The following is a 24265-nucleotide window of genomic DNA, read 5'->3' as shown; positions in this document are numbered from 1 at the left end:
GCGTGTCCGGGTTCAATCACGAAATCAGGCCGGTTTGCGGAGTAATTCCATGATGTTAGTCGAAGAGACCACAGTGCCACCAAGCGCACTTCCGGTCACCCAATTCAAAGACCACCTACGCCTTGGATCGGGGTTTTCCGACGATGGTTTGCAGGACGGTCTGCTTGAAAGTTTCCTGCGCGCCGCGATGGCTGCGATCGAAGCGCGCACAGGCAAGATCCTGATCGAGCGCGAGTTCAGCTGGACCCTGACGGCCTGGCGTGACACGGGCCAGCAAGCCCTGCCGGTCGCCCCCGTCAGCGCCATCGCCGAGGTCGTGACGATCTCGCGGCTGGGCGATGAGACTGTGGCGAGTGCCGCCAGCTATCGGCTTGAGCCGGATATGCAGCGCCCCTGTCTGGTGGCCACGGGCGGGATGCTGCCCGTGGTGCCGCTGGCGGGGTCGGTGCGGGTCGGGTTTCTGGCCGGGTTTGGTCCTGACTGGTCCGATCTGCCCGCCGATCTGGCGCAGGCTGTCATGATGCTGGCCGCCCATTACCACGAATACCGCCATGAAACGGCGTTTGGCGGCGGCTGTATGCCCTTTGGTGTCAGCGCCTTGATCGAACGCTATCGCACGGTGCGTCTGTTCGGTGGTGGCCGCTCATGAAGGCGCCGCATCTGAACCGCAAACTGGTGCTTGAGACGCCGGTACGTGTGGCCGACGGCGCGGGTGGTTTCACCCAAAGCTGGCAGGCGCTTGGCACCCTTTACGCTGCGGTCACGGCGCGCACGGGGCGCGAAACCGCGGGTGTCGCGGCACCGCTGTCACGGGTGGCCTACCGGATTGTCGTGCGCGCGGCCCGGGTCGGTGCGCCCTCGCGTCCCTTGCCCGAACAGCGCTTTCGCGAAGGTAGCCGCGTGTTCAATATTGTGGCCGTGGCCGATGCCGACAGTGCGGGCCGCTATCTGACCTGCACTGCAGAAGAGGAGAATGTCACATGAGTTATGGCGTGGCAGAGGCCCTTCAGACGGCCGTTTATCAGCACTTGATCGCCGATACGACGCTGGCCGGACTGGTCGGCACCGCGATCTACGACGCACTGCCAACGGGCACGCTGCCGTCGATCTATGTGGCCCTTGGCCCCGAGATTGCCCGCGATCGCTCTGACAAGACGGGCGGCGGGGCAGAGCATGAATTTACCGTGTCCATCGTCACCGATGGCGCCGGATTTGCGGCGGCCAAGACGGCAGCGGCGGCGGTGTCGGATGCGCTGGTCGATGCGGACCTGACCCTGACACGCGGCGTGCTGGTGGCTTGCAATTTCTACAAGGCCACGGCGGCCCGCGTGGGCACAGGTGACATGCGCCGCATCAACATGATTTTCCGCGCCCGCGTCGATGACGTGTAGCGCCAGATTTAACCAACCGGAGATACGGATATGACAGCCCAGAACGGTAAGGATCTTTTGATCAAGATCGACATGACAGGCAATGGTTTCTTTGAAACGGCTGCCGGATTGCGCGCCACGCGCATCAGTTTCAACGCTGAAAGCATCGATGTGACCAGCCTCGAGAGTGCAGGCGGATGGCGTGAACTGCTGGGGGGCGCGGGCGTGAAAAGCGCGGCCATCAGCGGGTCGGGCGTGTTCAAGGACGAAGCCACAGACGAACGCGCGCGCCAGATTTTCTTTGATGGCGAAACGCCCGACTTTCAGGTGATCATTCCTGATTTCGGCACCGTGGAGGGTGCGTTTCAGGTGACATCCATCGAATACGCCGGGTCGCACAACGGCGAGGCGACCTACGAGATGTCGCTGGCTTCGGCCGGGCAGCTGACCTTTACGGCGGCGATCTGATGGCGAACCCCTACGCAGGTGAAGTGGTGCTGCACGTTGATGGTGTGGCGCAGACTTGCAAGCTGACGCTGGGGGCTTTGGCCGAACTGGAGGCCGCGCTTGGTGCCGACACGCTGGTCGCTTTGGTCGAACGGTTTGAGGGGGGTGCGTTTTCCAGCCGCGATGTGATGGCCCTGCTGGTGGCGGGGTTGCGCGGCGGCGGATGGCGCGGTGACGCGGGTGATCTGCTGAGTGCCGAAATCGCTGGCGGGCCAGTGGGCGCCGCCAAGGTGGCGGCGCAACTGCTCGCGCGCGCCTTTGCCCCGCCACCATGAGCAGCTTTGACTGGCCTGCCCTGATGCGCGCCGGGATGCGCGGGGCGGGGTTGAAACCGGCGGAATTTTGGGCGCTGACGCCAGCGGAATTGCTGATTTTGCTGGGCGCGGGGACGGGGGAAGCACCGATGGCCCGCGCCCGTCTGCAAGAACTAAGCCGGGCATTCCCGGACGAAGGAGCACAAGATGGACGAGATTGAACGCCTTGGCGAATTGGATACCGAAGTGGCTGCATTGGAGCAGACGCTGGGAGATGCCAGTCAGATGACGGCGGCCTTTGGCGGTCAGCTGCGCGAGATGCAGGGCACGCTGGGTCAAACCACCCGCGATCTGGGCAATCTGGAGCGCGGTTTTTCCGGCGGGCTGAAACGCGCCTTTGATGGCATGGTGTTGGACGGGATGAAGCTGTCGGATGCGTTGGGTGTTGTCGCCAAGGCGATGGTGGACACCACCTATAACGCCGCCGTGCGCCCAGTGACGGATCGCTTTGGCGGGCTGCTTGCCGATGGGGTCAATTCCATCGTGTCAGGGCTGATGCAGTTTGAAAACGGTGCGCCGTTTTCCCAAGGCCGCGTCATGCCATTCGCGCGTGGCGGGGTTCTGTCAGGGCCGGTGAGCTTTCCGATGCGCGGGGGCACGGGCCTGATGGGCGAAGCAGGCCCCGAGGCGATCATGCCGTTGTCACGCGGGGCCGATGGCCGGTTGGGCGTGCGCGCGGCGGGCGGAGGCGGCGCCGTCAATATCACCATGAATATCAGCACACCGGACGTGCAGGGCTTTCAACGCAGTCAGGGCCAGATTGCGGCGCAGATGTCGCGTGCCTTGGGCCGTGGCCAGCGTAACCGCTAGGGGGAACAGACATGAACTTTCACGAAATTCGCTTTCCGGCGTCGCTTAGTTTCGGGTCAATTGGTGGCCCGGAACGGCGCACCGAGGTCGTCACCCTTGATAACGGCTATGAGGAGCGCAACACGCCCTGGGCACATTCGCGCCGCCGTTACGATGCGGGTCTTGGCCTGCGGTCATTGGACGATGTTGAGGCGTTGATCGCCTTTTTCGAGGCGCGCCAAGGGCAGCTTTACGGGTTTCGCTGGAAGGACTGGGGCGATTTCAAATCCAGCCTGCCATCGGGCGAAGTGACGCCGCTGGATCAGCCGCTTGGGGTCGGCGACGAGGTTGAGGATACCTTTCAGCTGATCAAGTGTTACGGGTCTGCGGGGATTATTTATGACCGTCCGATCACGAAACCGGTGGCGGGCACGGTCAAGGTTGCCGTCAGCGGCGATCCGCAACAGGAATCGATTGATTACGATGTTGATCTGACCACCGGACTGGTCACATTTGCGCATCCGCCAGACGTCGGTGCCGAAATCACCGCAGGCTTTGAATTTGACGTGCCGGTGCGCTTTGACACGGATCGGATCGCGTCGTCTGTGGCCAGTTTCCACGCGGGTGACGTGCCGGATGTTCCGGTGGTCGAGGTGCGGGTATGACCGCGCTGTTGGAGCATCTGGCCAGTGGCCTGACGACCGTTTGCCGGTGCTGGGCTGTGGTGCGCCGCGATGGTGTGACCTTCGGGTTTACCGACCATGACCGCGCGTTGGATTTTGACGGGATCAGCTTTCGTCCCGATGCGGGGATGAGTGCGCGCGCGATCGCGACAGGCACGGGTCTGGCGGTGGATAACACCGAAGCGATGGGCGTGCTGTCAGATAGCGCCATCACCGAAGCCGACATTGACGCGGGCCGTTTTGACGGGGCCGAGGTGCGGGCGTGGCTGGTGAACTGGCGCGATGTCACTGCGCGGATGCTGCGGTTTCGCGGCACGATTGGCGAATTGCGCCGCGTGGGCGGCGCGTTTCACGCCGATTTGCGGGGGCTGAGCGAGGCGCTGAACCAGCCGCAGGGCCGGGTCTATCAAAAGCCCTGCGCGGCGGTCTTGGGCGATGGGGCCTGCCGGGTTGACATGAACACGGCTGGCTATGTGTCTGACCGTCCGGCCGAAATTGTTGATAACGCACAAGAGTTCCGCTTTGCCGGGTTTGATGATTTTTCGCCCGAGTGGTTTACGCGCGGGCGTTTCACGGTGACGTCGGGCGCGGCCACGGGGCTTGTCGGGTTGATCAAGCGCGACCGGTTTGATGGCAGTCAACGGGTGCTGACCCTGTGGCAGCCGCTACGCGCGGATGTCATGACCGGCGATATGCTGCGCATCGAGGCAGGTTGTGACAAACGCGCCGAAACCTGCCGCTTGAAGTTTGACAATTTCGTCAATTTTCAGGGCTTCCCCGATATCCCTGGCGAGGACTGGTTGATGAGTGTCCCAAGCCAGAGTGGCACTAATTCCGGCGGGAGCCTGCGCGGATGAGCGATGCAATCGTCAAAGCGGCGCGTAGCTGGATCGGCACGCCCTATCATCATCAGGCGGCGACCAGGGGCGCGGGCTGTGACTGTCTGGGCCTGATCCGTGGGGTCTGGGCCGAGGTAATCGGCGCGTTGCCCGAAACCGTGCCGCCCTATGTGCCCGATTGGGACGAACCGCAGGGGCGCGAGGTGCTTCTGGCGGCCTGTCGCCGCTTGCTGGTTGCCAAACCCGATGCGGGTTTGGGCGATGTGATCGTCTTTCGTATGCGCGCGGGCAGCGTGGCCAAACACCTTGGCATTCAATCGCAGCTTGGCAGCAATGCGGCGTTTATTCATTCATTTCAGGGGCATGGTGTGGTCGAAAGCGGCCTGACCGCCCCGTGGCAGCGGCGCATTGCGGCGCGGTTTGCCTTTCCGACAAGGGGATAAGACATGGCGACGATCGTTCTTTCTGCGGCGGGTATGGCCATTGGCGGCTCTATCGGCGGCTCGGTTTTGGGCTTGTCTGCGGCGGTGATTGGCCGCGCTGCCGGGGCCTCGCTTGGGCGTATGGTCGATCAGCGTCTGATGGGGGCGGGCAGCGAACCCGTCGAGACGGGCCGGGTGGACAGGTTTCGCCTGACCGGGGCAAGCGAGGGCGCGGGTTTGCCGCAGGTCTTCGGGCGGATGCGGGTTGCCGGGCAGGTCATTTGGGCCACCCAGTTTCAGGAAGATGTCACCCGTTCAGGTGGCGGCAAGGGCGCACCACCGCGCCCCGCAACGGCCAGCTACTCCTATTCGGTCAGCCTTGCGATTGCCCTGTGCGCGGGTGAAATCACCCGTGTGGGCCGTGTCTGGGCAGACGGTGTCGAAGTGGCGCGCGACGATCTGAACATGCGCGTTTATGCAGGGTCAGCTGACCAGTTGCCCGACCCCAAGATCGAGGCCGTCGAAGGCACAGGACTGGCCCCGGCCTATCGCGGCGTCGCCTATGTGGTGTTCGAAGACCTGGGCCTGTCGCAGTTTGGCAATCGCGTGCCGCAGTTCACCTTCGAGGTGGTGCGCAAGGGGGCGGATCCGGCCCCGGACGGCGCGGCGGACCTGGCCCAGGCGGTGCGCGGCGTGGCGCTTGTGCCGGGCACGGGCGAATACGGGCTCGCGACAACCCCGGTCTATCGCAGCGACTCCTTTGGCGCGCAGGTTGCTTTGAATATCAATTCGCCTTCGGGCAAGCCGGATTTCACCACTTCGGTCACGACGATGGAGGAAGAACTGCCCAATTGCGGGTCGGTGTCGCTTGTGGTGTCGTGGTTCGGCGACGATCTGCGCTGTGGCGATTGCACCCTGCGCCCCAAGGTCGAGGCAAGCAGCGGTGATCCAAGCGCAATGCCTTGGGTGGTCTCGGGGCAGGTGCGCAGCACCGCGGCACTGACGCCACAAATTGACGACCGGCCGGTTTACGGCGGCACGCCCACGGATGCCTCGGTGATCGAAGCGATCGAAGACCTGACGGCGCGCAACAAATCGGTCGTGTTTTACCCCTTCATCCTGATGGACCAGTTGGCAGGTAATGGGCTGCCTGATCCGTGGACCGGTTCGGATGATCAGCCAGCCTTGCCGTGGCGCGGACGTGTGACCCTGTCGGCGGCACCGGGGCAGGCGGGATCGCCTGATCAGACGGGCGCGGCAGACACCGAAGTTGCGGCGTTCTTTGGCACCGCGGCCCCGGGCGATTTCACGCCGTCCGGCAGCACCGTCAGCTATAGCGGCCCGCCGGAATGGTCCTATCGTCGCTTTATTCTGCACTACGCCCACCTGTGTGTGATGGCAGGCGGGGTCGATGCCTTTTGTATCGGTTCGGAAATGCGGTCACTGACGCAAATTCGTGGCGCGAACGGCTTTCCTGCGGTTGACGCGCTGCGGGCTTTGGCCGCCGATGTGCGCGCAATTCTCGGGCCCTATTGCAAGATTGGTTATGCCGCCGACTGGTCAGAATACCACGGATATCAGCCGGTCGGGACGGGCGACAAGCTGTTCCATCTTGATCCGCTTTGGGCCGATCCCAACATCAATTTCATCGGCATCGACAACTATATGCCCCTGTCGGATTGGCGTGATGGTGAAGATCATGCCGATGCTGCGGCGGGGTCAATCTATAATCTTGATTATCTGCGCGCCAATGTGGCGGGTGGCGAAGGGTTCGACTGGTATTACCATTCTCCCGAGGCGCGCGATGCGCAAATCCGCACACCCATTTCGGATTTCTGGGAGGAGGATTGGGTCTGGCGCTACAAGGACCTGCAAGGCTGGTGGCGCAACCCGCACCATGACCGCGTGGATGGCGCACGCAGCGAGACTGCCAGCGCCTGGGTGCCGGAAAGCAAGCCGATCTGGTTCACCGAAATCGGTTGCGGTGCGATCGACAAGGGTGCGAACGAACCCAACCGGTTCTACGATCCGAAATCATCAGAAAGCGGTTTGCCTCATTACTCCAACGGGTTGCGCGACGATCTTATGCAGATGCAATACCTGCGCGCAGTTCATTCCTTTTATGGTGACCCCGACAATAATCCTGTGTCGGCCACCTATGGTTACCCAATGGTCAACCTGTCGCGCACCCATGTCTGGGCATGGGACACGCGGCCCTATCCATTCTTCCCCGCTAACCAGGAGCTGTGGTCGGACGGGGCGAATTACGCACGGGGGCATTGGATCAACGGGCGGGCATCGGCGCAGGCCTTGTCTTCTGTGGTGGCGCGGATTTGCATTCAGTCCGGCGTGGAAGCCTTTGATGTTTCGCGTCTTTACGGGCATGTGCGTGGCTATGTCCTGCGGGACGTGGAGGCCGGGCGTGCGGCCCTGCAACCTTTGATGCTGGCCTATGGTTTTGACGCTGTCGAACGTGACGGGGTGTTGCATTTCATCACGCGCATTGCTTCGGGCGGTGTCCCGATTGCGGCGGAAAAACTGGCCGTCACAGGCGAGATTGACAGCGCGATTGAACGTCAGCGCGCGCCGCTGGCCGAACTGGCGGGCCGTATCCGGCTGGGGTTCATCGAAGCCGATGGCGATTACGAAATCCGCGCGAGCGAGGCGATCTTCCCAGACGATGACACGCTGACGGTGTCGCAATCGGAACTGCCGCTGGTCCTGACCCAAGGTGAAGGGCAGCGCATTGCCGAACGCTGGCTAAGCGAGGCACGCGTGGCGCGTGATACAGCCCGTTTTGCCCTGCCGCCCTCGCGCGCGGGTCTTGGTGCGGGGGATGTTGTGGAACTGGACGGCGCGGGCGGCAAGGCGCTTTATCGCGTGGACCGGGTCGAGCTGACAGAGACGCAGATGATTGACGCCGTGCGCATTGAGCCGGAAACCTACCGCGCCCATGATGGCGGCGATACGGTGACCGGGATGCGCCCCTTTGTGGCGCCTGTGCCGGTCGAGGCGATGTTCCTTGATCTGCCACTGCTTGGCGGCGACGAGGTGCCCCATGCGCCCCATGTTGCCATGACGGGTGTGCCTTGGCCGGGGTCTGTCGCGCTTTATAGTGCGGCGCAAGATAGCGATTATGGCCTTAATACGCTGGTGTCGCAGGCATCGATTATCGGTGTGACCGAAACGGCGATGCTGGCCGCGCCCGCGGGGCGCTGGGATCGTGGGTTGGCGCTGCGCGTCAAGCTGGTGTCGGGGGCGCTGACCACCCGCAGCCCGGCGGATGTGCTGGCGGGCGCGAACCTTGCGGCGATTGGCGATGGCGGTGCGGACAATTGGGAAGTGTTCCAGTTTGCCGAGGCCGAATTGGTTGCGCCCGGCATTTATGACCTGCGCTTGCGGTTGCGTGGGCAGGCGGGCAGCGATGGATTGATGCCGGCGGACTGGCCTGTTGGGTCGCGCTTTGTCCTGCTGGACGGGCGACCCGAACAGATTGACCTTGCGGCGGCGGCGCGCGGGGTGGAGCGGCATTTCCGCTATGGTCCGGCGCAAAAGGCGATGGATGATCCGCCCTATCGCTATCGTGTGGATGCGTTTCAAGGCAATGGTTTGCGCCCCTATCCGGTTGCGCATTTGCGCAGTGACGGGGCGGCGGATGCGACCTTTAGCTGGGTGCGTCGCACCCGGGTTGACGGCGATCCGTGGGAGGGTCTGGATGTGCCCCTGGGCGAGGCGAGCGAGCTTTACGCCGTGCAGGTCATCGTCAACGGGGCCGTGGTGCGCGATGTGCAGGTCAGCACACCAAGTTGGACCTATCCAGCGGCGTTGGCGGCGGCTGACGGGGCAACCGGCGCTTACCGCATTGAGGTGGCGCAGGTGTCGGACCGTTACGGTGCGGGACCGGCGCGGGCGCTGGTGATCGGCTCCTGATGCGCGGCGTGTTGGTCGGTGATCTGGAATATGCGGTGGCGGCGCTGCTGGCGCAGGACCGCGCCACCTGGGAGGTCATCGCGGCTGACATGATCGCGCAGGCGCATCTGGCCGACTGCACGCGCAAGCGGCTGGGGCGTGGGCATCCGCAGTTTGGCACCGGGTCGCTCATGTCGGCTGCGTCCAAACGGGTGCGCGCGCGTCGGTCTGATCGCTGCGACATCACCTATTGCGCGGCACTCGATTGCGTCTTGCGTGCCTTGCAGGACTGGCGCGCGGACCCTAGCCGCGGGTGCAGGACAGGCAGCGCGGCACGGTCGGATCGGCGTCCAGACGGGCGCGATCAAGATCATCACCGCACTCCGCGCAATAGCCGTATTCGCCGCCTTCCATCCGCGCCAGCGCAGCCGTGATCCGCTGGCGCTGAACCGCGCGCCGTCCCGCTTGCGCCTTGGCCATCGCCTGATTTTGCAGGGCGTCCATGCGTGACAACCGCCCCACCGCCTGTTGATCCAGCGTCACGGTTTTCTGACCACCGCGGCCAAGCGCATCTTCGCCATCCAAAGCGGCCAATGCCGCGTTCAGGGCAGCGCGATAGTTGGCCAATTCGTTTTCATTCATATCTGTGGCCCTCGTGATCACGGGTTTATTCTTGGCCAAGCGAGCCTATTTGGTCTAAGACAAACATGAAAGTGAGGGCACTGCTATGGCCAATCCGCGCGCGAAACTGAGCGAAGTCGATCCCGTCTGGTCGCAAATCTGCAAAGAGGCCGAGGCCGCGATTGCAGACGAGCCGCTGATGGGCGGGCTTGTGCACACCTCTGTTTTGCACCACGGATCGCTGGAATGCGCGCTGGCCTATCGCATTTCGATGAAGCTTGCCTCGCCGGAAATGTCCGACCAGATGCTGCGCGAAATCGCCGATGAGGCCTACGCCGATGATCACACTCTGGCCGAGGCCGCCCGCGCCGATCTGGTTGCAATTCTGGAACGCGATCCAGCCTGCCACCGGTATTTGCAGCCGCTGCTTTTCTTCAAGGGTTTTCAGGCGGTTCAGGCCTATCGGCTGGGCCATTGGCTCTGGCAAAAGGGGCGGCGCGATCTGGCGTATTACGTGCAGATGCGCGTTTCGGAAATTTTCGGCATTGATATCCACCCGGCGGCAGTAATCGGCAAGGGGCTGATGATTGACCACGCCCACTCCATCGTCATCGGTGAAACGGCTGTGGTGGGCGACAATGTGTCGATGCTGCATTCCGTGACGCTGGGCGGCACCGGTAAGGAAGAAGAAGACCGCCACCCCAAGATCGAAGACGGGGTGCTGATCGGGGCGGGGGCCAAGGTGTTGGGCAATATTACCATAGGTCATTGCAGCCGTATCGCCGCCGGATCGGTCGTGTTGATGGACGTGCCGCCCTGCAAGACGGTGGCAGGGGTTCCTGCACGTATCGTCGGCGAGGCAGGTTGTGACCAGCCTTCAATTTCGATGGATCAATTGCTGCACGACAAGGCCTAAGATCGCTGGATTGTCGCAGGTCGCGCATCGGCAGACCGGAAATCAGGCCGCATGCGCCGGTCTGATCGACGGCCCGCCCATCAGACCGTCTGTCGCTTGGATCAAGTGCCGGTCAGCATCAGGTAAAACCGCCCCCGTCGGAACACGGGGGCGTTATCTGATTGGCGGGCCTGTTCAGGCCAGCATCATCATCGGGTTCTCAAGGTTTTCCTTGATCGCGTTGAGCAGGTTCGCCCCCAGCGCACCGTCAATCACACGGTGATCGACTGACAGTGTGGTGGACATCACCGTGGCCACGGCCAGTTCGCCATCCGCGCCAACAACAGGTTTCTTGACGCCTGCGCCCACGGCCAGGATCGCCCCATGCGGCGGGTTGATGATGGCATCAAAGTTGTCGATGCCGAACATGCCAAGGTTCGAGATCGCAAAGCTGCCACCGACATATTCATGCGGGGCCAGTTTGCCATCACGGGCACGCGTGGCGAGGTCTTTCATCTGTGCCGAAAGCGCCGAAAGCGATTTGTTTTCAGCATCTTGCAGAACGGGTGTGAACAAGCCGCCCTCGACAGCCACGGCCACGGCCACATCGGATGCGGTGAACTTCAGCGTGCGGTCTCCGGCCCAAACGGCGTTGGCTTCAGGCACCGATTGCAGGGCCAGCGCGCAGGCCTTGATCACGAAATCATTGACCGACAGCTTGACGCCTTTGGCCTCTAGCTGCTTGTTGAGTTGGCTGCGGAATTTCAACAGGGCATCCAGATGGATATCGCGGCGCAGATAGAAGTGCGGCACCGATTGTTTGGCTTCGGTCAGGCGGGCGGCGACAGTCTTGCGCATCCCGTTCAGCTTGACCTCCTCGAAGGTGCGGCCCTCGTACATCTTGATGACAGTTTCGGTGCTTGGACCAGCGGCCATCGCGGCACCCTTGGCGGCAGGGGCAGCAGTAGCGGGTGCAGCGGCGGCGGCCTGACCGGGTTTGGCAGCTTCGACATCGGCCTTGATGATGCGGCCATGTGGGCCTGATCCTTGGACATTGGCCAGATCAAGGCCTTTGTCAGCAGCAATCCGGCGCGCCAGCGGGGTCGCAAAGATGCGCTTGCCATCGCCACCCTTGGGGGCGGCAGGGGCGGCGCTGGCCGCGGCAGGCGTTGCCGTCGCAGCGGCGGTTTCGGCCTTGGGCGCTTCCTTGGCGGTGTCGGTTGCGGCAGGCTTGCTGCCCGCGCCGATGTCATCGGCACTTTCGCCCTCTTCCAGCAGGACGGCGATGGGGGTGTTGACCTTGACGCCTTCACTGCCTTCTTCGATCAGGATCTTGCCGACCACGCCTTCGTCCACGGCTTCGAGTTCCATCGTCGCCTTGTCGGTTTCAATCTCGGCCAAAAGGTCGCCGCTGGACACGGTATCGCCTTCCTTGACCAGCCATTTCGCCAGCGTGCCTTCCTCCATCGTGGGGGACAGGGCGGGCATCAGAATTTCTGTTGGCATTGCTCTCTCTCCTTAACGGTAGGTGACTTGCTTGGCCGCATCGACGATTTCATCGACGGTGATCAGCGCATGCTTTTCTAGGTTGGCGGCGTAAGGCATGGGCACGTCCTTGCCGGTGCAATTGATCACGGGGGCGTCCAGATAATCGAACGCTTCCTGCATGATCACATTGCTCACATAGCCGCCGACGCTGCCCTGGGGCCAGCCTTCCTCGACGGTGATGCAGCGGTTGGTTTTCTGCACGGATGCAAGGACCGTGGCCGTATCCATCGGGCGCAGGGTGCGCAGGTTGATGACTTCGGCATTCACGCCGTCCTCGGCCAGCTTTTCAGCCGCTTTCAACGCATGGCCGACGCCAATGCCAAAACTGACGATCGTGACATCATCGCCCGCCCGTTCGATCTTGGCCTTGCCAAAGGGGATCGTGAAATCGTCCAGATCAGGCACATCAAAGGTCTGGCCATACATAAGTTCGTTTTCCAGAAAGATCACCGGGTTCGGGTCGCGGATCGCGGATTTGAGCAGGCCCTTGGCATCTTCCGCCGAATAGGGCATCGCCACTTTCAGACCGGGCACCTGCATATACCAGGAGGCGTAACACTGGCTGTGCTGCGCGCCCACGCGGGCCGCGGCACCATTGGCCCCACGGAACACAATCGGCGCCCCCATCTGACCGCCCGACATATACAATGTCTTGGCCGCCGAGTTGATGATGTGGTCAATCGCCTGCATGGCAAAGTTGAAAGTCATGAATTCGACAATGGGTTTCAACCCGCCAAAGGACGCACCAACAGCGATACCGGTAAAGCCGTGTTCGGTGATCGGCGTATCAATCACACGCTTGGCGCCGAATTCATCGAGCAGGCCCTGACTGATCTTGTAGGCGCCTTGATACTCGGCGACCTCCTCGCCCATCAGGAACACGCTGTCATCGGCGCGCATTTCCTCGGCCATCGCGGAATTGAGGGCTTCGCGCACCGTCATCTGCTTCATCGCCGTGCCTTCGGGATAATCGGGCGAGGCATTGGCCTGCACGGGGGCGGGGGCCGCAGCCTGTGGGGCGGGCGCGGCTTCGGGCGCGGCTTCGGCGGCAGGGGCGCTGGCGGCGCTTACAGCAGCCGAGGCATCTTCGCCCTCTTCCAGCAGCACGGCGATGGGGGTGTTGACCTTGACGCCTTCCGTGCCTTCGTCGATCAGGATTTTGCCTATCACACCTTCGTCGACCGCTTCAAATTCCATCGTCGCCTTGTCGGTTTCGATTTCGGCCAAGATGTCACCGCTTGATACGGTGTCACCTTCCTTGACCAGCCATTTGGCCAGCGTGCCTTCTTCCATTGTCGGCGAGAGGGCGGGCATGAGAATTTCAGTAGCCATGATTCAAGCCTCCTGCGGAATTTCTTTGGCGTAAATGTCGGTCCACAGCTCTTCGAGTTGCGGTTCGGGGCTTTCCTTGGCGAATTCGGCGCTTTCGTTGACGATTGCCTTGATCTCTTTGTCGATCGCTTTCAGGTCGTCTTCGCTTGCGTGTTTGCCGGTCAACAGCATGTCGCGGATGTGATCGATCGGGTCACGTTCCTCGCGCATTTTTTGCACCTCGTCGCGGGTGCGGTATTTGGCAGGGTCCGACATGGAGTGGCCGCGATAGCGGTAGGTTTTCACCTCAAGGATATAGGGGCCCTTGCCTGCGCGGCAGTGGGCCACGGCCTTTTCACCGGCGGCCTTGACGGCCAACACGTCCATCCCGTCAACTTCTTCGCCCTCGATGCCATAGGCGGCACCGCGTTCCCACAATGAAGGCGATTTTGTTGACCGCTTGACCGATGTGCCCATGGCATAGCCATTGTTTTCAATGACGAAAATGACGGGCAAGTCCCAAAGCTCGGCCATGTTGTAGGTTTCATACACCTGGCCCTGGTTCGCCGCACCGTCGCCGAAATAGGCGAATGTCACGCGGTCGTTGCCAAGATACTTGTCTGCGAAGGCAAGGCCCGCACCCAGCGGCACCTGCGCACCGACGATGCCATGCCCGCCATAAAAATGCTTTTCCTTGCTGAACATGTGCATCGAACCGCCCTTGCCGGCGGAATAGCCACCCTCGCGACCCGTCAGTTCGGCCATGACACCCTTGGGGTCCATGCCGCAGGCCAGCATATGGCCGTGATCACGATAGGAGGTGACGCGCTTGTCGCCTTCACTCGCGGCTGCCTCAAGGCCGACAACGACGGCCTCTTGACCGATATAAAGGTGACAGAAACCACCGATCAGGCCCATGCCATACAATTGACCCGCCTTTTCCTCGAATCGACGGATCAACAGCATTTCACGGTAATGCCCCAGCAGTTCTTCGGCGGAAACGTTTGGTTTCTTTGCGGATTTCTTGGTGGCCATAGGTCCTCCCTTTCGGTGACGCAAATATAGTTTAGCGTTAAACTATCTATTACAGCACCCGCACCCATTTTACGAGGGGCAATCTTACCATAGGTCAATGGCCGCGCGAAAACCCGCGTTGCGCTGGGTGCATAGCGGGTGTTTACTGTGCCGATGACATGGAAAATCCGACAGGAAGCCCCCGGCGACGAAGCCGCGATTGCCCGCGTGACGGCGGCGGCCTTTGACGGCCAGCCCTACGCTGATGGGGACGAGGCCGATCTTCCGGCCCGCCTGCGCGATGCGGGCGCTTTGGTGCTGTCACTGGTAGCGGTGCAGGGAAAAACGATCATCGGCCATGTCGCGCTGTCACCGGCACGGATCGGGGACAGCAAATGCCTTGGCCTTGGACCGGTGTCGGTGCATCCCGACATGCAGGGCCGCGGCATCGGGTCAGCGCTGGTCAATCACGCAGTTGCGGTGGCATCGGCCTATGGGCGCGGCGGCGTCGCGTTGACGGGCGATCCGGCATTTTATGGCAGGTTGGGATTTGTGCAGGACAGGGGCGTCACCTATCGGGGCGTGCCGTCACAGTTCGTGCAGGTCGCGGGGTTTACCGAGCCACCCAAGGGCGATCTGCAATTTCACGCAGCGTTTAACGAATAACAATCTCATCGGCGCGGATCATCCCCAGCACGTCGCGGGCCTGCTGATCCAGAAGATCCAGATCAAGGTAGCTGTCAGACAGGCGGCGCGTCAGGTTTTCAAGGCGCGCAACATCGGCCTCAAGCAGCGCCAGCTCTGCGCGCAGCACACGCGCCTCGGCGTCGACTTCGGCGCGCTTGAACACACCGTAATCCCCCTGCACAGCGGCAAAGGTGAAATAAAACGCCAGCATCACCATGCCGGCAAAGAAAAGAAGAACACCCATAGCCGGGCGCGTGCGTCTGGTCATTTATCTGCCTCGCTGTCACCTCTGACGGGCGACTGATCCTAGATTCGCACATCTGATTCGCTTTGTGAATCCCTCTCGTCCATAAATGTGAAAAAATTGCGGGGCACGTATGGATATTACCTTACTCAAGACCTTCCTCGAAGTGGCTGCTTCGGGATCGTTCGTGGCCTCGGCGGATCGGCTATTTGTCACGCAGTCGGCCGTGTCGCTGCGCATTCAGCGCCTGGAGGACTCCCTTGGCAAGCCGCTGTTCACGCGTTCAAGGGCAGGGGCGGAACTGACTAGCGCGGGGCGCGAGTTCGAAAAATACGCCCTGTCGATGATCCGCGTCTGGGAGGAGGCGCGCCAGCAGGTCGCCATCCCCGAAGGCTATACCCGGTCTCTGACTATCGGCGCGCAGTATTCGCTTTGGCCGCGGCTGGGGTTTCGCTGGGTTGATGCCCTGCAGGCTGAAATGCCCGATCTCAACGTGCGCGCCGAACTGGGGATGCCCGATCGTCTGACGCGCTTTCTGATCGAAGGGGTGATGCAGGCTGGCCTGCTTTACATGCCGCAGTTGCGTCCGGGCTTGGTGGCCGAACAGATACTGGCCGAGGAACTGGTCATGGTCGCCACCTATCCCGACGCTGCGGTCGACACGATATTTGATGACTATGTGTTCATCGATTGGGGGCCGGAATTTGTGGTGGCACATGCCAAGGAACTGCCCAGGCTGACCAATCCGGGCCTCACATTCGCCTTGGGCGCGCTGGCGGGCGAATATGTGCTGAACCGGCGCGCGGCGGCCTATCTGCCTGCGCGTTACGTCAAGGTGCACCTTGATAGCGGGCGGATGTTTCTGGTGCCGGACGCGCCGCGCTTTCCCTATCCGGTCTGGGCTGTCTGGCGCGATGACCTTGACCCCGCGATCAAGCAGGCCGCGCGCGCCACCCTATTGACCATCGCCAAAGGGGCCGAGGCCGCAGGTGCGTCCGTGATCGACGCATTGCGCGACATCAGCGAGGATCACGTCGTCGAGGTTCTGGGTGACGATCACCATGAATGAGAAATACTCGCGTAAACCACAATTATTTTGAATTTCACTAATACTAGCGGCGCGCCTATCTCTCCCTCAGCAGAGATGCTCCCGTCTCACAACGAGTGCGGGTCACACCTTCTTTGGGAAAGGAAGACCCCTATGAAACTGAATATCTTTACCGTCGCTGTCATCAGCGCATTCGTGGCCTCCGCAGCGGCGGCCCAAACCACAGCCTTCGATAACGCCGGCGCCGCCGAGGATGCCATCGACGATCTGCAAGACCAGATTGTCGAAGATGCCGAGCGTGACACCAACCGTTTCGGCAACGAAGGCCGCGAAGTGGGCACATACGGTTCGGTCGCCCTGCGCCTGACCTCCACATCCAACGATGGCGACACATCGTCGGACGTTGGCGTGGGCATGCGCTATGGCTGGTATGACGGCCTCAATGGCTTTGACACCAACCTGGCCTATGCCTTTGGCGAAGAAAACGGCGTCACAACCGAAAACACATTGCTGGCCGGTATCGATTACCGCCGCGATCTGTCGCCGGTGCTGTTTGCCTATGGGCAGGCCGATCTTGTTATCGACAAGCTGACAACCACACCTGACGAATACACCCAGGACCTGTTCGTGGGCGCGGGTATCGGCTATCGCTTCTACAACACCCGCGACTTGCAGTGGTCCGTCCAGGCTGGTCCCGGTTATCGTGTTGCCGAAGTTGTCGGCGGCGCAGAAGTGTCCGAAGTGGCCGCGTCGGTTTCAAGCAACCTGTTCTACAGCCTGAGCGATACTGTCTTTATTTCCAATGACACCGACCTGATCTATTCGGAATATGCGACAACCATTTCCAACGATCTGGCGCTGAACGTGGCCTTGACCGATACCCTGTCGCTGCGCACATCCTATGCGACACGGTTCAACGATCTGACCGATACCAGTTTCAAGGACGCTGAAAACACCTTCGGCATGTCGGTGGTCTATAACTTCAACTAAACCCTGGCTTGCATTCCCAGGAGGCATGTCCCTCGCATGCCACGGCCCGGTTGAACGGCAGGAGGGGCGGAGCAATCCGCCCCTTTTGCTTGCGGGGAGGGGTGTGTTGCAGGGCGGTTCGCTTTGCGTTGTCGGATGTCCGCTGTCGCGGCCTCAGGCAACGCCATTTGTGACTTGGTAATCGTTGCGCCACTGTCGCGGTGATTGCCCATACATGCGTTTGAACTCTCGGCTGAATTGGGACGGGCTGATATAGCCCACGCCCATCGCCGCTTCGCTGACTGTCATTCCTATCGCAATTTTCATCGCAGCGTTGTTCAGACGCATCGACTTGACGAACTGGATCGGGGCCATCGTCGTGACCTGCTTGAATTTGCGGTGAAATACCGCGCGGCTCATGCCGGCGCGCGATGCCAGATCATCGATCGAAATCGGCTGATCCAGATGGGATGATACATGTGCGATAGAACGCGCGATGGCGTTGCCCGCGCCAAAGGCCTGCCGCGCAAACATGCCAGCCTCACCCTGAAGGATCGCATAATACAGTTCCCGCAGTCGCGCGTCCCCAAGAACCGCCGTGTCCGTCGGATTGGCCCCAAGCTGCAACAGCCTCAGAAGCGCATCGCTAAAGGCCGCATCCCAACTGGCCAGTCTGATCCCCTGTGCGCGCAATGCGCCCCTGCGCGGGGGGAGGGCAGCTCCGGCATTGTCCATCTCCAAGGCCAGTTCCGCCATGACCCGGTGATCCAGCGACACGAACACACCATAAAGCGGATTGTTCATGGATGCAGCGGGCGTCCCGGCCTTCACCGGCATCGACATCGGGCAGCACAAATATTGTCTGTCGTCGTAGACGTGCCGGTGGCCATCCAGGATGGCTTCCTTGGCCCCGCTCACGATGGCAACGACGCAGGGTTCATACACGGCTGGAACACAGGGGATCGCCTGTGTGGCCCGAAACAGGCGCACGCCCTTGATACCCGTTTCCGTCAGGCCGTCCCGGTCAGTGCGGGTTTTGATAAGCTGTTTGATCTGGTCTTTGCCCATACGCCCGATCTAAGGCTGCAAATTCGGGCATGGCAACCCAACTGATACAATCAGGCAAGTATTTGCGATGATATCGTCTACTTCTGCCCATCGTAGAGAGCTATCTACATTCTCAAGTCGCGCACAGGCACTGCACGGTTGCCGTGCCGACGCTTCAAGGAGTAACGCAATGGCAGACACGACATTCGGACCCAAAGGCTGGACGCCAAAGCGCCTCGTCGCACTGGCGGGCAAAACCTATGTGATCACCGGGGGCAACGCAGGTGCGGGATTTCAAGCCTCGCGCATCCTTTTGTCCAAAAGGGGGCAAGGTCGTGATGCTGAACCGCAGCGCGGAGAAATCGACCGCTGCTATCAAAGAACTGAAAGAAGAGTTTGGCGCAGAGGCCGATGTGAGCTTTGTGCGCATGGACCTGTCTGATCTGGCAAGTGTGCGCACGGCGGCCAGGGAGATTTTGAGAACTGTCCCGCAGATCGACGCCCTGATCTGCAACGCAGCCATCGCGCAAGTGCCGACTCAAAAGCTGACCGTTGACGGATTCGAAAGTCAGCTTGGCACAAATCACTATGGCCATTTCGTGCTGTCCGGGATGCTGTTTGACCGGATCGAAACCAGCAAAGGTCGGATCGTGGTTGTCGCCAGCCTTGGCTATAACATGGGCACCAAAACCATCCAGTTCGACGACATGAACTGGGACAAGAACTACAGCGCCAACCCGGTCTACAGCCAAAGCAAGCTGGCGCAGATGATGTTTGCCTATGAGTTGCAGGATCGCCTTAAGGGGACAGGCAAGGACGTGCAGGTTTACGTCTGTCACCCGGGTGCCTCTGCGACCTCGCTGATCAGCACCAGTGGCGGGCTTGTGACGCGCATGACATGGTGGCTGATGAGCAGGACGCCGCTGGTGCAAACTGCCGAAAAAGGGGCCTATCCAGAAGTCATGTGCGCGACCGAGGACGGGCTGGAACAACGCGCGCTTTATGGTCCCACGGGATTGATGCAAACCGGCGGCCCGGTCGGCAAGGGGACGCTCAACCCCCACGCCTATGACAAACCTGTCATGGAAAAGCTGTGGCACGTGTCTGAGGAGGCGACCGGATTTAACTGGGCCTTCGATTGACGATCGGCGCGGCGTGTTCAATCGCTCCGCGCCGCAGTGGGCAGTCGCGCATTCCGCTGCATTGGTCAAAGTAGACCCAATCCCGCCCTTTGCCGTAATGCGAAGGTTTGTCGCAAATCCGAAAAATGGGGTGCGGTGGTAAGAACCCGCCCCATTTTGCGCCCTATCCTGCGATGGACGCGCGGTAGATGCTGTCGATGGTCTCGGCGATCATGGCGTTGAAGGCCGCGTCGCTTTGCTGCGCGGACAGCCCTTCGGTCAAGGCACGGCTAAAACTGGCGATGACGCCGCGATTGCGGGCCAGTTTCGCGTTCGCCTCGTCGCGCGAATAACCGCCCGAAAGCGCGACGACCTGCATCACCTTGGGGTGATCCACCAGCGGCGCATAATGGTTGGCGACCTCGGGCAAGGTCAGCTTCAGCATCACCTGCTGCCCGTCGGGAACCTTGTCCAGATGGCGCAGGATTTCGGCCAGCAGCAGGTCTTCGGCGGCCGCCTTGTCACTGATCGAAATGGTCACTTCGGGTTCAAGGATCGGCACCATGTCGTGGGCCAGCACCTGCGCACCGACCTCAAACTGCTGCGCGACGATGGCCGCGACCCCCGCCGGATTGGCCGCATTGATCACCGAACGTTCCTTGGTGCCAAAGACGCCAAGCCCATGCGCGCGGGTCAAAAGATCATCCAGACCCGGCATCGGTTTCATCAGTTGCGCGCCATCAGCTTCGGCCTCCAACCCCTTGTCAATCTTGAGAAAAGGCACAACGCCATGATCTTCCCAAAGGGCCTGGGCGGCGGGCTTGCCGCCAAAGTCGCGGTCCATCGTCATTTCAAACAGGATCGCGCCCAGAATCTTGTCGCCGTTGAACGCAGGGGCGGCGACGATCCGCGCGCGCATGGCGTGGATCAGGTCGAACATTTCCGCGTCATTGCTGAACTGGTCCTCGGTCACGCCATAAAGCCCCAGCGCCTTGGGCGTCGATCCGCCGCTTTGGTCCAGTGCGGCGATAAAGCCCTGACCGCTGCGGATTTTGTCGGCTTGCTGCTGGTTTGGCATGGTTCGATCCCTTCTGTTTCATTTGATTTAGGTCTGGCGCGGCAGGCTCGCAATGTTGGTTGCGCTAACCTGTGCTGTTTAGCCCAGTGCGGCAACGCCGGGCAGAGTCTTGCCTTCCATCCATTCAAGGAAAGCACCGCCAGCGGTGGAAATATAGGTGAAATCATCGGCCGCGCCCGCCTGATTGAGGGCCGCAACCGTGTCTCCACCCCCGGCGACCGATACCAGCTTGCCCGCTTTGGACAGATCGGCGGCCTTGCGCGCGGCGGCATTGGTGGCCGCATCAAAGGGTGCGATTTCAAATGCGCCCAGCGGTCCGTTCCAGACCAGCGTCTTGGCGTTTTCCAGAACCGCGCTGATATAGGCAACGGTTTGCGGCCCCGCATCAAGGATCATCGCGTCAGCGGGGCAGGCATCGGGGGCCAGCACTTCGCTGGGCGCACCGGCCTTGAATTCACGGGCCACGACGATATCGCGCGGCAGGATGATTTCGCAGCCCACATCGTTGGCCTTTTGCAGGATGGCGCGGGCGGTGTCGGCCAGATCGTGTTCCGCCAGTGATTTGCCCACGTCGATCCCTTGCGCGGCCAGAAAGGTATTGGCCATACCGCCGCCGATCACCAGATGATCGACCTTGGTCACGAGATTGCCCAGCAGGTCCAGCTTGGTTGATACCTTGGCCCCGCCGACCACGGCGACCACGGGACGGTCGGGTGTTCCCAGCGCCTTTTCCAACGCGCCCAGTTCTTCGGCCATCAAACGCCCTGCACAGGCTGGCAGCAGGCGGGCCAGCGCTTCGGTGCTGGCATGGGCGCGATGGGCGGCCGAAAAGGCATCGTTGCAATAGACATCGCCAAGGCTGGCCAGACGGGCCGCAAAAGCGGGATCGTTCTTTTCCTCGCCGGGGTTAAAGCGCAGGTTTTCCAGCAACAGCACCTCGCCGTCGCCCATTTCGGCGACTGCATCAGCGTAATCGCTGTTCACAAAGGTCACGGGTTGGCCCAGCACGTCGGATACGGCCTGCGCGATATGTTCCAGTGACATCTCCGGCACGACCTTGCCCTTGGGGCGGCCAAAATGGGCCATTAGGATCACCTTGCCGCCCGCCGCCTGAATATCGTCAACGGTCGGCACGATCCGGTCAATGCGGGTGGTGTCGGTGACATGGCCGTCCTCGACCGGGACGTTGATATCGACGCGCACCAGCACGCGTTTGCCGTTCAGGTCCATGTCATCAAGCGTTTTCCAAGCCATGTCAGCCTCCGGTATCTGCGGGTTCACGCTTACTTGACCCGCCAGACGTGCGGCGTCAACAGCGCCGCTTGGCAATCGGCGCCGTGGCGCATAGTGTCCGCGCGAAATATCAGCTGAGGAGCGCCAAGATGGCCGAGATCAAAGACCCCGAAAATACAATCCTGATGGAACTGACCGGCGGGACCGTCACTATCGCGCTGCTGCCCGATGTGGCCCCCGCCCATACGGCCCGCATGAAGGAACTGGCCCGCGCCGGTGCCTATGACAACGTCGCCTTTCATCGCGTGATTGATGGCTTCATGGCGCAGACCGGCGATGTGCAGCACGCCAATATGGAACAGGACTATAACCCCGGGCGCGCAGGCACGGGCGGGTCTGAGTTGCCTGATCTTCCAGCCGAATTTTCCAAAATCCCCCATGCGCGTGGGTCATTGGGCGCGGCGCGCTCGGCCAACCCGAACTCGGCCAACAGCCAGTTTTTCATCAACTTCAAGGACAATGATTTCCTGAATGGCCAATACACCGTTTACGGGCAGGTCATCTCCGGCATGGAACACGTCGATGCCATCGCCAAGGGCGAGCCACCGGCGAACCCCGACCGGATGATCAGCGTCAAGGTGGCGGGCGATGCGTAACCGCGCGCTTCTTGTCGTTTTGCTGGCGGGTGTTGTCGCGGCGGCCTATTTTGTCGTGATCTCGCCGCGCGGCGACGTGCCGACCACGGCCAGTGACATACCCACCGAAGTGGTCGCGCCCGCTCCGGCGGCCGAACCGGCCCCCGTGTCGCAGGCGGCCCTGGATGCGGTGCAGGGTCTGGGCCTTGTGATCGACGTCACCGGCGAAGCCAATGGCAGCATCGTCATTGACCTTTTCGAGGACACCGCCCCCGCACATGCCGCCCAGATCAGCGAACTGGCCGCATCGGGTGCCTATGACGGCGTGGTGTTTCACCGCGTGATCGAAGGCTTCATGGCACAGACCGGTGATGTGGAATTTGGCAAGATGGGCATGGATATGCGGCAGGCCGGCATGGGCGGGTCAGACCTGCCCGATCTGCCGCTCGAGGTGGATGACACGCAGTCGTTCCAGCGTGGCACCGTGGGTATGGCTCGCGCCCAAGACCCCAATTCCGCCAATAGCCAGTTCTTTATCATGTTCGCACCGGCCACCCAGCTGGACGGCAGCTATACGATCATCGGCGAGGTGGTCGACGGGCTGGATGTCCTGGACGCGATCAAGCGCGGCACGGGGGCCAATGGCGCCGTGATCGGCGCGCCCGACGTGATGTCGGCCGTGCGCGTGATCAATTGAAATGACCGATGATCGGCTGGGGCCCGCGCGGGTGATCGTCGGCAGCGGGGACCGGTTGGACGGTGATGGCGTGCCGAACTGAAGCGCCTCTCCGTCGTGAAGGGCTGGACGATCACCCTCTGTCACGTTGCTGTTAGGGGGCTAGCTTTGGCAGCGCGCTGCGGACATCCTTGAGCCAAAGGAGAGGACCGATGCGCCTGACACTTGCCGCCACCTTTGTCGCGATAGCTGGTATGGCCAGCGCCAACCCCGAATTCTGGGAGCGCGAGTGGCCCAATACGGATTTCACCGCCACCACAATCACCGACTGGACCGAGATCATGTCGGGCGGCCCGCCCAAGGACGGGATTCCGGCGCTGTCGGACCCGTCGTTTCTGGCCGTGGGTGACGAGAGCACGCTACAAGACCGCGAGCCTGTGATCACCGTTGAAATCGAGGGAGAAACCCCGCGTGCCTACCCGATCCGCTATCTGATCTGGCATGAGATCATCAATGATGTGGTCGGCGACACCCCTGTGGCAGTGACGTTTTGCCCGCTGTGTAACTCGGGCATCACCTTTGATCGGCGCACGGAGGCTGGCGTGCTGGATTTCGGCGTCACCGGCAAGCTGCGCATGTCGGATATGGTGATGTATGACCGCCAGACCGAAAGCTGGTGGCAACAGGCCGTGGGCATCGCCATTGTCGGAGAGCTGACTGGAACCACGTTGCAGACCCTGCCAAGCTGGATGGAAAGCTGGGCGCAGTTCAGCGCGCGCAACCCTGACGGGCTGGTCATGGCGCGCCCCGATGCGCGGCGCGCCTATGGCGAAAACCCCTATGTGCAATACGACAGCTCTTTTCGCCCGTTCCTGTTTTCGGGTGAAATGCCACCCCATGATATCCCCGCTCTGGCCCGTGTGGTCCGTGTTGGCGATCGCGCATGGCCAATGACCCGCGTGGCCGAGGCCGGAGAATTGCGCGAAGCAGGCGTGGTGCTGACATGGGAGGCGGGGCAGGCCTCGGCGCTGGACAGTGCGCGGATCGCGGCGGGGCGCGATGTGGGCACGGTGCGGGTGCGTGACGATGCTGGCGCCGATCTGGCCCATGATGTGCTGTTTGCCTTTGCCTTTCACGCCTTCTGGCCCGAAGGGGAATGGATGTTGGGCCAATGAGCGGGTGCCCCGCGCGCCTATTACCCCCAACCTGACCTTCCCTGAGGGGAAGGGACAATGGGGCGGCCCGACCCCGTTTCATGGGCGTTTCGAGCGTTGAAAGGTTTGCCTCCGGCGGGAGTTATTACGA

General features: G+C 61.7%; 28 protein-coding genes. 19 read left to right on the top strand and 9 right to left on the bottom strand.

All coding sequences use genetic code 11. From position 1 onward, the window contains the following. Window positions 1-49 precede the first annotated feature (49 nt). From FTO60_RS09325 to FTO60_RS09275, 11 genes are read left to right on the top strand one after another with little or no spacing between them, the layout of a single operon-like run. Window positions 50-649: a hypothetical protein gene (locus FTO60_RS09325; protein ID WP_148055702.1), complete on the top strand. Its 600-nt coding sequence runs from the start codon at window positions 50-52 to the stop codon at window positions 647-649. Continuing rightward, a complete protein-coding gene (locus FTO60_RS09320) occupies window positions 646-984 on the top strand; it encodes a head-tail adaptor protein (protein WP_148055701.1) in 339 nt (112 codons plus the stop codon). Before FTO60_RS09325 ends, FTO60_RS09320 begins: the two co-directional genes overlap by 4 nt. Further along, entirely contained in the window at window positions 981-1391 is a 411-nt protein-coding gene (locus FTO60_RS09315; protein WP_148055700.1) for a DUF3168 domain-containing protein, read from the top strand. Before FTO60_RS09320 ends, FTO60_RS09315 begins: the two co-directional genes overlap by 4 nt. A 30-nt stretch (window positions 1392-1421) precedes the next feature. Continuing rightward, the gene (locus FTO60_RS09310; RefSeq protein WP_148055699.1) at window positions 1422-1838 is read left to right on the top strand and encodes a phage major tail protein, TP901-1 family; all 417 of its coding nucleotides are present in this window, start codon (window positions 1422-1424) and stop codon (window positions 1836-1838) included. Further along, window positions 1838-2152, top strand: a complete 315-nt coding sequence (locus tag FTO60_RS09305; RefSeq protein ID WP_148055698.1) for a gene transfer agent family protein — start codon at window positions 1838-1840, stop codon at window positions 2150-2152. Before FTO60_RS09310 ends, FTO60_RS09305 begins: the two co-directional genes overlap by 1 nt. Beyond that, window positions 2149-2352 (top strand): rcc01693 family protein, encoded by a 204-nt coding sequence (locus FTO60_RS09300; RefSeq protein ID WP_148055697.1) that lies wholly within the window; start codon window positions 2149-2151, stop codon window positions 2350-2352. The genes FTO60_RS09305 and FTO60_RS09300 overlap by 4 nt, the downstream gene beginning before the upstream one ends. Continuing rightward, a complete protein-coding gene (locus FTO60_RS09295; RefSeq protein WP_148055696.1) occupies window positions 2339-3001 on the top strand; it encodes a phage tail tape measure protein in 663 nt (220 codons plus the stop codon). Before FTO60_RS09300 ends, FTO60_RS09295 begins: the two co-directional genes overlap by 14 nt. An 11-nt stretch (window positions 3002-3012) precedes the next feature. Continuing rightward, window positions 3013-3645, top strand: a complete 633-nt coding sequence (locus FTO60_RS09290; RefSeq protein WP_148055695.1) for a DUF2460 domain-containing protein — start codon at window positions 3013-3015, stop codon at window positions 3643-3645. Next, window positions 3642-4520, top strand: coding sequence for a DUF2163 domain-containing protein (locus FTO60_RS09285; RefSeq protein WP_148055694.1), 879 nt, complete (start codon window positions 3642-3644; stop codon window positions 4518-4520). Before FTO60_RS09290 ends, FTO60_RS09285 begins: the two co-directional genes overlap by 4 nt. Further along, window positions 4517-4945, top strand: a complete 429-nt coding sequence (locus FTO60_RS09280) for an NlpC/P60 family protein (protein WP_148055693.1) — start codon at window positions 4517-4519, stop codon at window positions 4943-4945. Before FTO60_RS09285 ends, FTO60_RS09280 begins: the two co-directional genes overlap by 4 nt. A 3-nt stretch (window positions 4946-4948) precedes the next feature. Next, window positions 4949-8854 (top strand): glycoside hydrolase TIM-barrel-like domain-containing protein, encoded by a 3906-nt coding sequence (locus FTO60_RS09275; protein ID WP_148055692.1) that lies wholly within the window; start codon window positions 4949-4951, stop codon window positions 8852-8854. On the opposite strand, the gene FTO60_RS09270 is transcribed toward FTO60_RS09275, so the two are convergent. Continuing rightward, a complete protein-coding gene (locus tag FTO60_RS09270) occupies window positions 8812-9000 on the bottom strand; it encodes a hypothetical protein (RefSeq protein ID WP_148055691.1) in 189 nt (62 codons plus the stop codon). The two genes, FTO60_RS09275 and FTO60_RS09270, sit on opposite strands and share 43 nt — an antisense overlap. 136 nt (window positions 9001-9136) lie before the next feature. Next, window positions 9137-9475, bottom strand: a complete 339-nt coding sequence (locus FTO60_RS09265; protein ID WP_148055690.1) for a TraR/DksA C4-type zinc finger protein — start codon at window positions 9473-9475, stop codon at window positions 9137-9139. A gap of 85 nt (window positions 9476-9560) precedes the next feature. On the opposite strand from FTO60_RS09265, the gene cysE reads away from it, so the two are divergent. Continuing rightward, window positions 9561-10370, top strand: a complete 810-nt coding sequence (gene cysE / locus FTO60_RS09260; protein WP_148055689.1) for a serine O-acetyltransferase — start codon at window positions 9561-9563, stop codon at window positions 10368-10370. A gap of 174 nt (window positions 10371-10544) precedes the next feature. Here cysE and FTO60_RS09255 read toward each other — a convergent pair whose 3' ends face one another. The 3 genes from FTO60_RS09255 to pdhA are packed head-to-tail and all read right to left on the bottom strand — an operon-like array spanning window position 10545 to window position 14243. After that, window positions 10545-11855, bottom strand: coding sequence for a pyruvate dehydrogenase complex dihydrolipoamide acetyltransferase (locus FTO60_RS09255; RefSeq protein WP_148055688.1), 1311 nt, complete (start codon window positions 11853-11855; stop codon window positions 10545-10547). 12 nt (window positions 11856-11867) lie between these two features. Next, window positions 11868-13229, bottom strand: a complete 1362-nt coding sequence (locus FTO60_RS09250) for a pyruvate dehydrogenase complex E1 component subunit beta (protein ID WP_148055687.1) — start codon at window positions 13227-13229, stop codon at window positions 11868-11870. A gap of 3 nt (window positions 13230-13232) precedes the next feature. Next, window positions 13233-14243: a pyruvate dehydrogenase (acetyl-transferring) E1 component subunit alpha gene (gene pdhA, locus FTO60_RS09245; protein WP_148055686.1), complete on the bottom strand. Its 1011-nt coding sequence runs from the start codon at window positions 14241-14243 to the stop codon at window positions 13233-13235. Window positions 14244-14396: 153 nt separating this feature from the next. Here pdhA and FTO60_RS09240 point away from each other — a divergent pair, with 153 nt between their 5' ends. Next, window positions 14397-14888: a GNAT family N-acetyltransferase gene (locus FTO60_RS09240; RefSeq protein ID WP_148055685.1), complete on the top strand. Its 492-nt coding sequence runs from the start codon at window positions 14397-14399 to the stop codon at window positions 14886-14888. Here FTO60_RS09240 and FTO60_RS09235 read toward each other — a convergent pair. Next, window positions 14878-15177 (bottom strand): septum formation initiator family protein, encoded by a 300-nt coding sequence (locus FTO60_RS09235; protein ID WP_148055684.1) that lies wholly within the window; start codon window positions 15175-15177, stop codon window positions 14878-14880. The genes FTO60_RS09240 and FTO60_RS09235 overlap by 11 nt on opposite strands. Window positions 15178-15286: 109 nt before the next feature. Here FTO60_RS09235 and FTO60_RS09230 point away from each other — a divergent pair, with 109 nt between their 5' ends. Both FTO60_RS09230 and FTO60_RS09225 read left to right on the top strand, forming a co-directional pair. After that, window positions 15287-16222 (top strand): LysR family transcriptional regulator, encoded by a 936-nt coding sequence (locus tag FTO60_RS09230; protein ID WP_148055683.1) that lies wholly within the window; start codon window positions 15287-15289, stop codon window positions 16220-16222. A 132-nt stretch (window positions 16223-16354) separates the two neighbouring features. After that, entirely contained in the window at window positions 16355-17191 is an 837-nt protein-coding gene (locus FTO60_RS09225; protein ID WP_172623855.1) for a YdiY family protein, read from the top strand. Window positions 17192-17344: 153 nt separating this feature from the next. Here FTO60_RS09225 and FTO60_RS09220 read toward each other — a convergent pair whose 3' ends face one another. Further along, window positions 17345-18238: an AraC family transcriptional regulator gene (locus FTO60_RS09220; protein WP_148055681.1), complete on the bottom strand. Its 894-nt coding sequence runs from the start codon at window positions 18236-18238 to the stop codon at window positions 17345-17347. A 317-nt stretch (window positions 18239-18555) separates the two neighbouring features. Between FTO60_RS09220 and FTO60_RS09215 the strand changes: the two genes are divergently transcribed. Then, window positions 18556-19359 carry an SDR family NAD(P)-dependent oxidoreductase gene (locus tag FTO60_RS09215; protein ID WP_254696943.1) on the top strand — a complete coding sequence of 268 codons (804 nt, stop codon included), beginning with the start codon at window positions 18556-18558 and terminating at the stop codon, window positions 19357-19359. A gap of 163 nt (window positions 19360-19522) precedes the next feature. Here the strand turns inward: FTO60_RS09215 and FTO60_RS09210 are convergent, their stop codons facing one another. Both FTO60_RS09210 and pgk read right to left on the bottom strand, forming a co-directional pair. After that, the gene (locus FTO60_RS09210; protein ID WP_148055680.1) at window positions 19523-20416 is read right to left on the bottom strand and encodes a fructose bisphosphate aldolase; all 894 of its coding nucleotides are present in this window, start codon (window positions 20414-20416) and stop codon (window positions 19523-19525) included. Between the two features lie 78 nt (window positions 20417-20494). Next, window positions 20495-21670, bottom strand: coding sequence for a phosphoglycerate kinase (pgk, locus tag FTO60_RS09205; RefSeq protein WP_148055679.1), 1176 nt, complete (start codon window positions 21668-21670; stop codon window positions 20495-20497). A 128-nt stretch (window positions 21671-21798) separates the two neighbouring features. On the opposite strand from pgk, the gene FTO60_RS09200 reads away from it, so the two are divergent. The 3 genes from FTO60_RS09200 to FTO60_RS09190 all read left to right on the top strand — a co-directional run bounded on the left by FTO60_RS09200 (window position 21799) and on the right by FTO60_RS09190 (window position 24135). Then, window positions 21799-22305: a peptidylprolyl isomerase gene (locus FTO60_RS09200; RefSeq protein ID WP_148055678.1), complete on the top strand. Its 507-nt coding sequence runs from the start codon at window positions 21799-21801 to the stop codon at window positions 22303-22305. Further along, the gene (locus tag FTO60_RS09195) at window positions 22298-22981 is read left to right on the top strand and encodes a peptidylprolyl isomerase (protein WP_148055677.1); all 684 of its coding nucleotides are present in this window, start codon (window positions 22298-22300) and stop codon (window positions 22979-22981) included. Before FTO60_RS09200 ends, FTO60_RS09195 begins: the two co-directional genes overlap by 8 nt. A gap of 191 nt (window positions 22982-23172) precedes the next feature. After that, window positions 23173-24135, top strand: coding sequence for a DUF3179 domain-containing protein (locus tag FTO60_RS09190; RefSeq protein ID WP_148055676.1), 963 nt, complete (start codon window positions 23173-23175; stop codon window positions 24133-24135). Window positions 24136-24265: the final 130 nt, after the last annotated feature.

Source organism: Octadecabacter sp. SW4 (assembly GCF_008065155.1).
Lineage (GTDB): Bacteria > Pseudomonadota > Alphaproteobacteria > Rhodobacterales > Rhodobacteraceae > SW4.
The sequence above is the reverse complement of the archived record's forward strand: the minus strand, read 5'-3'. Positions and strand labels throughout refer to the sequence as shown.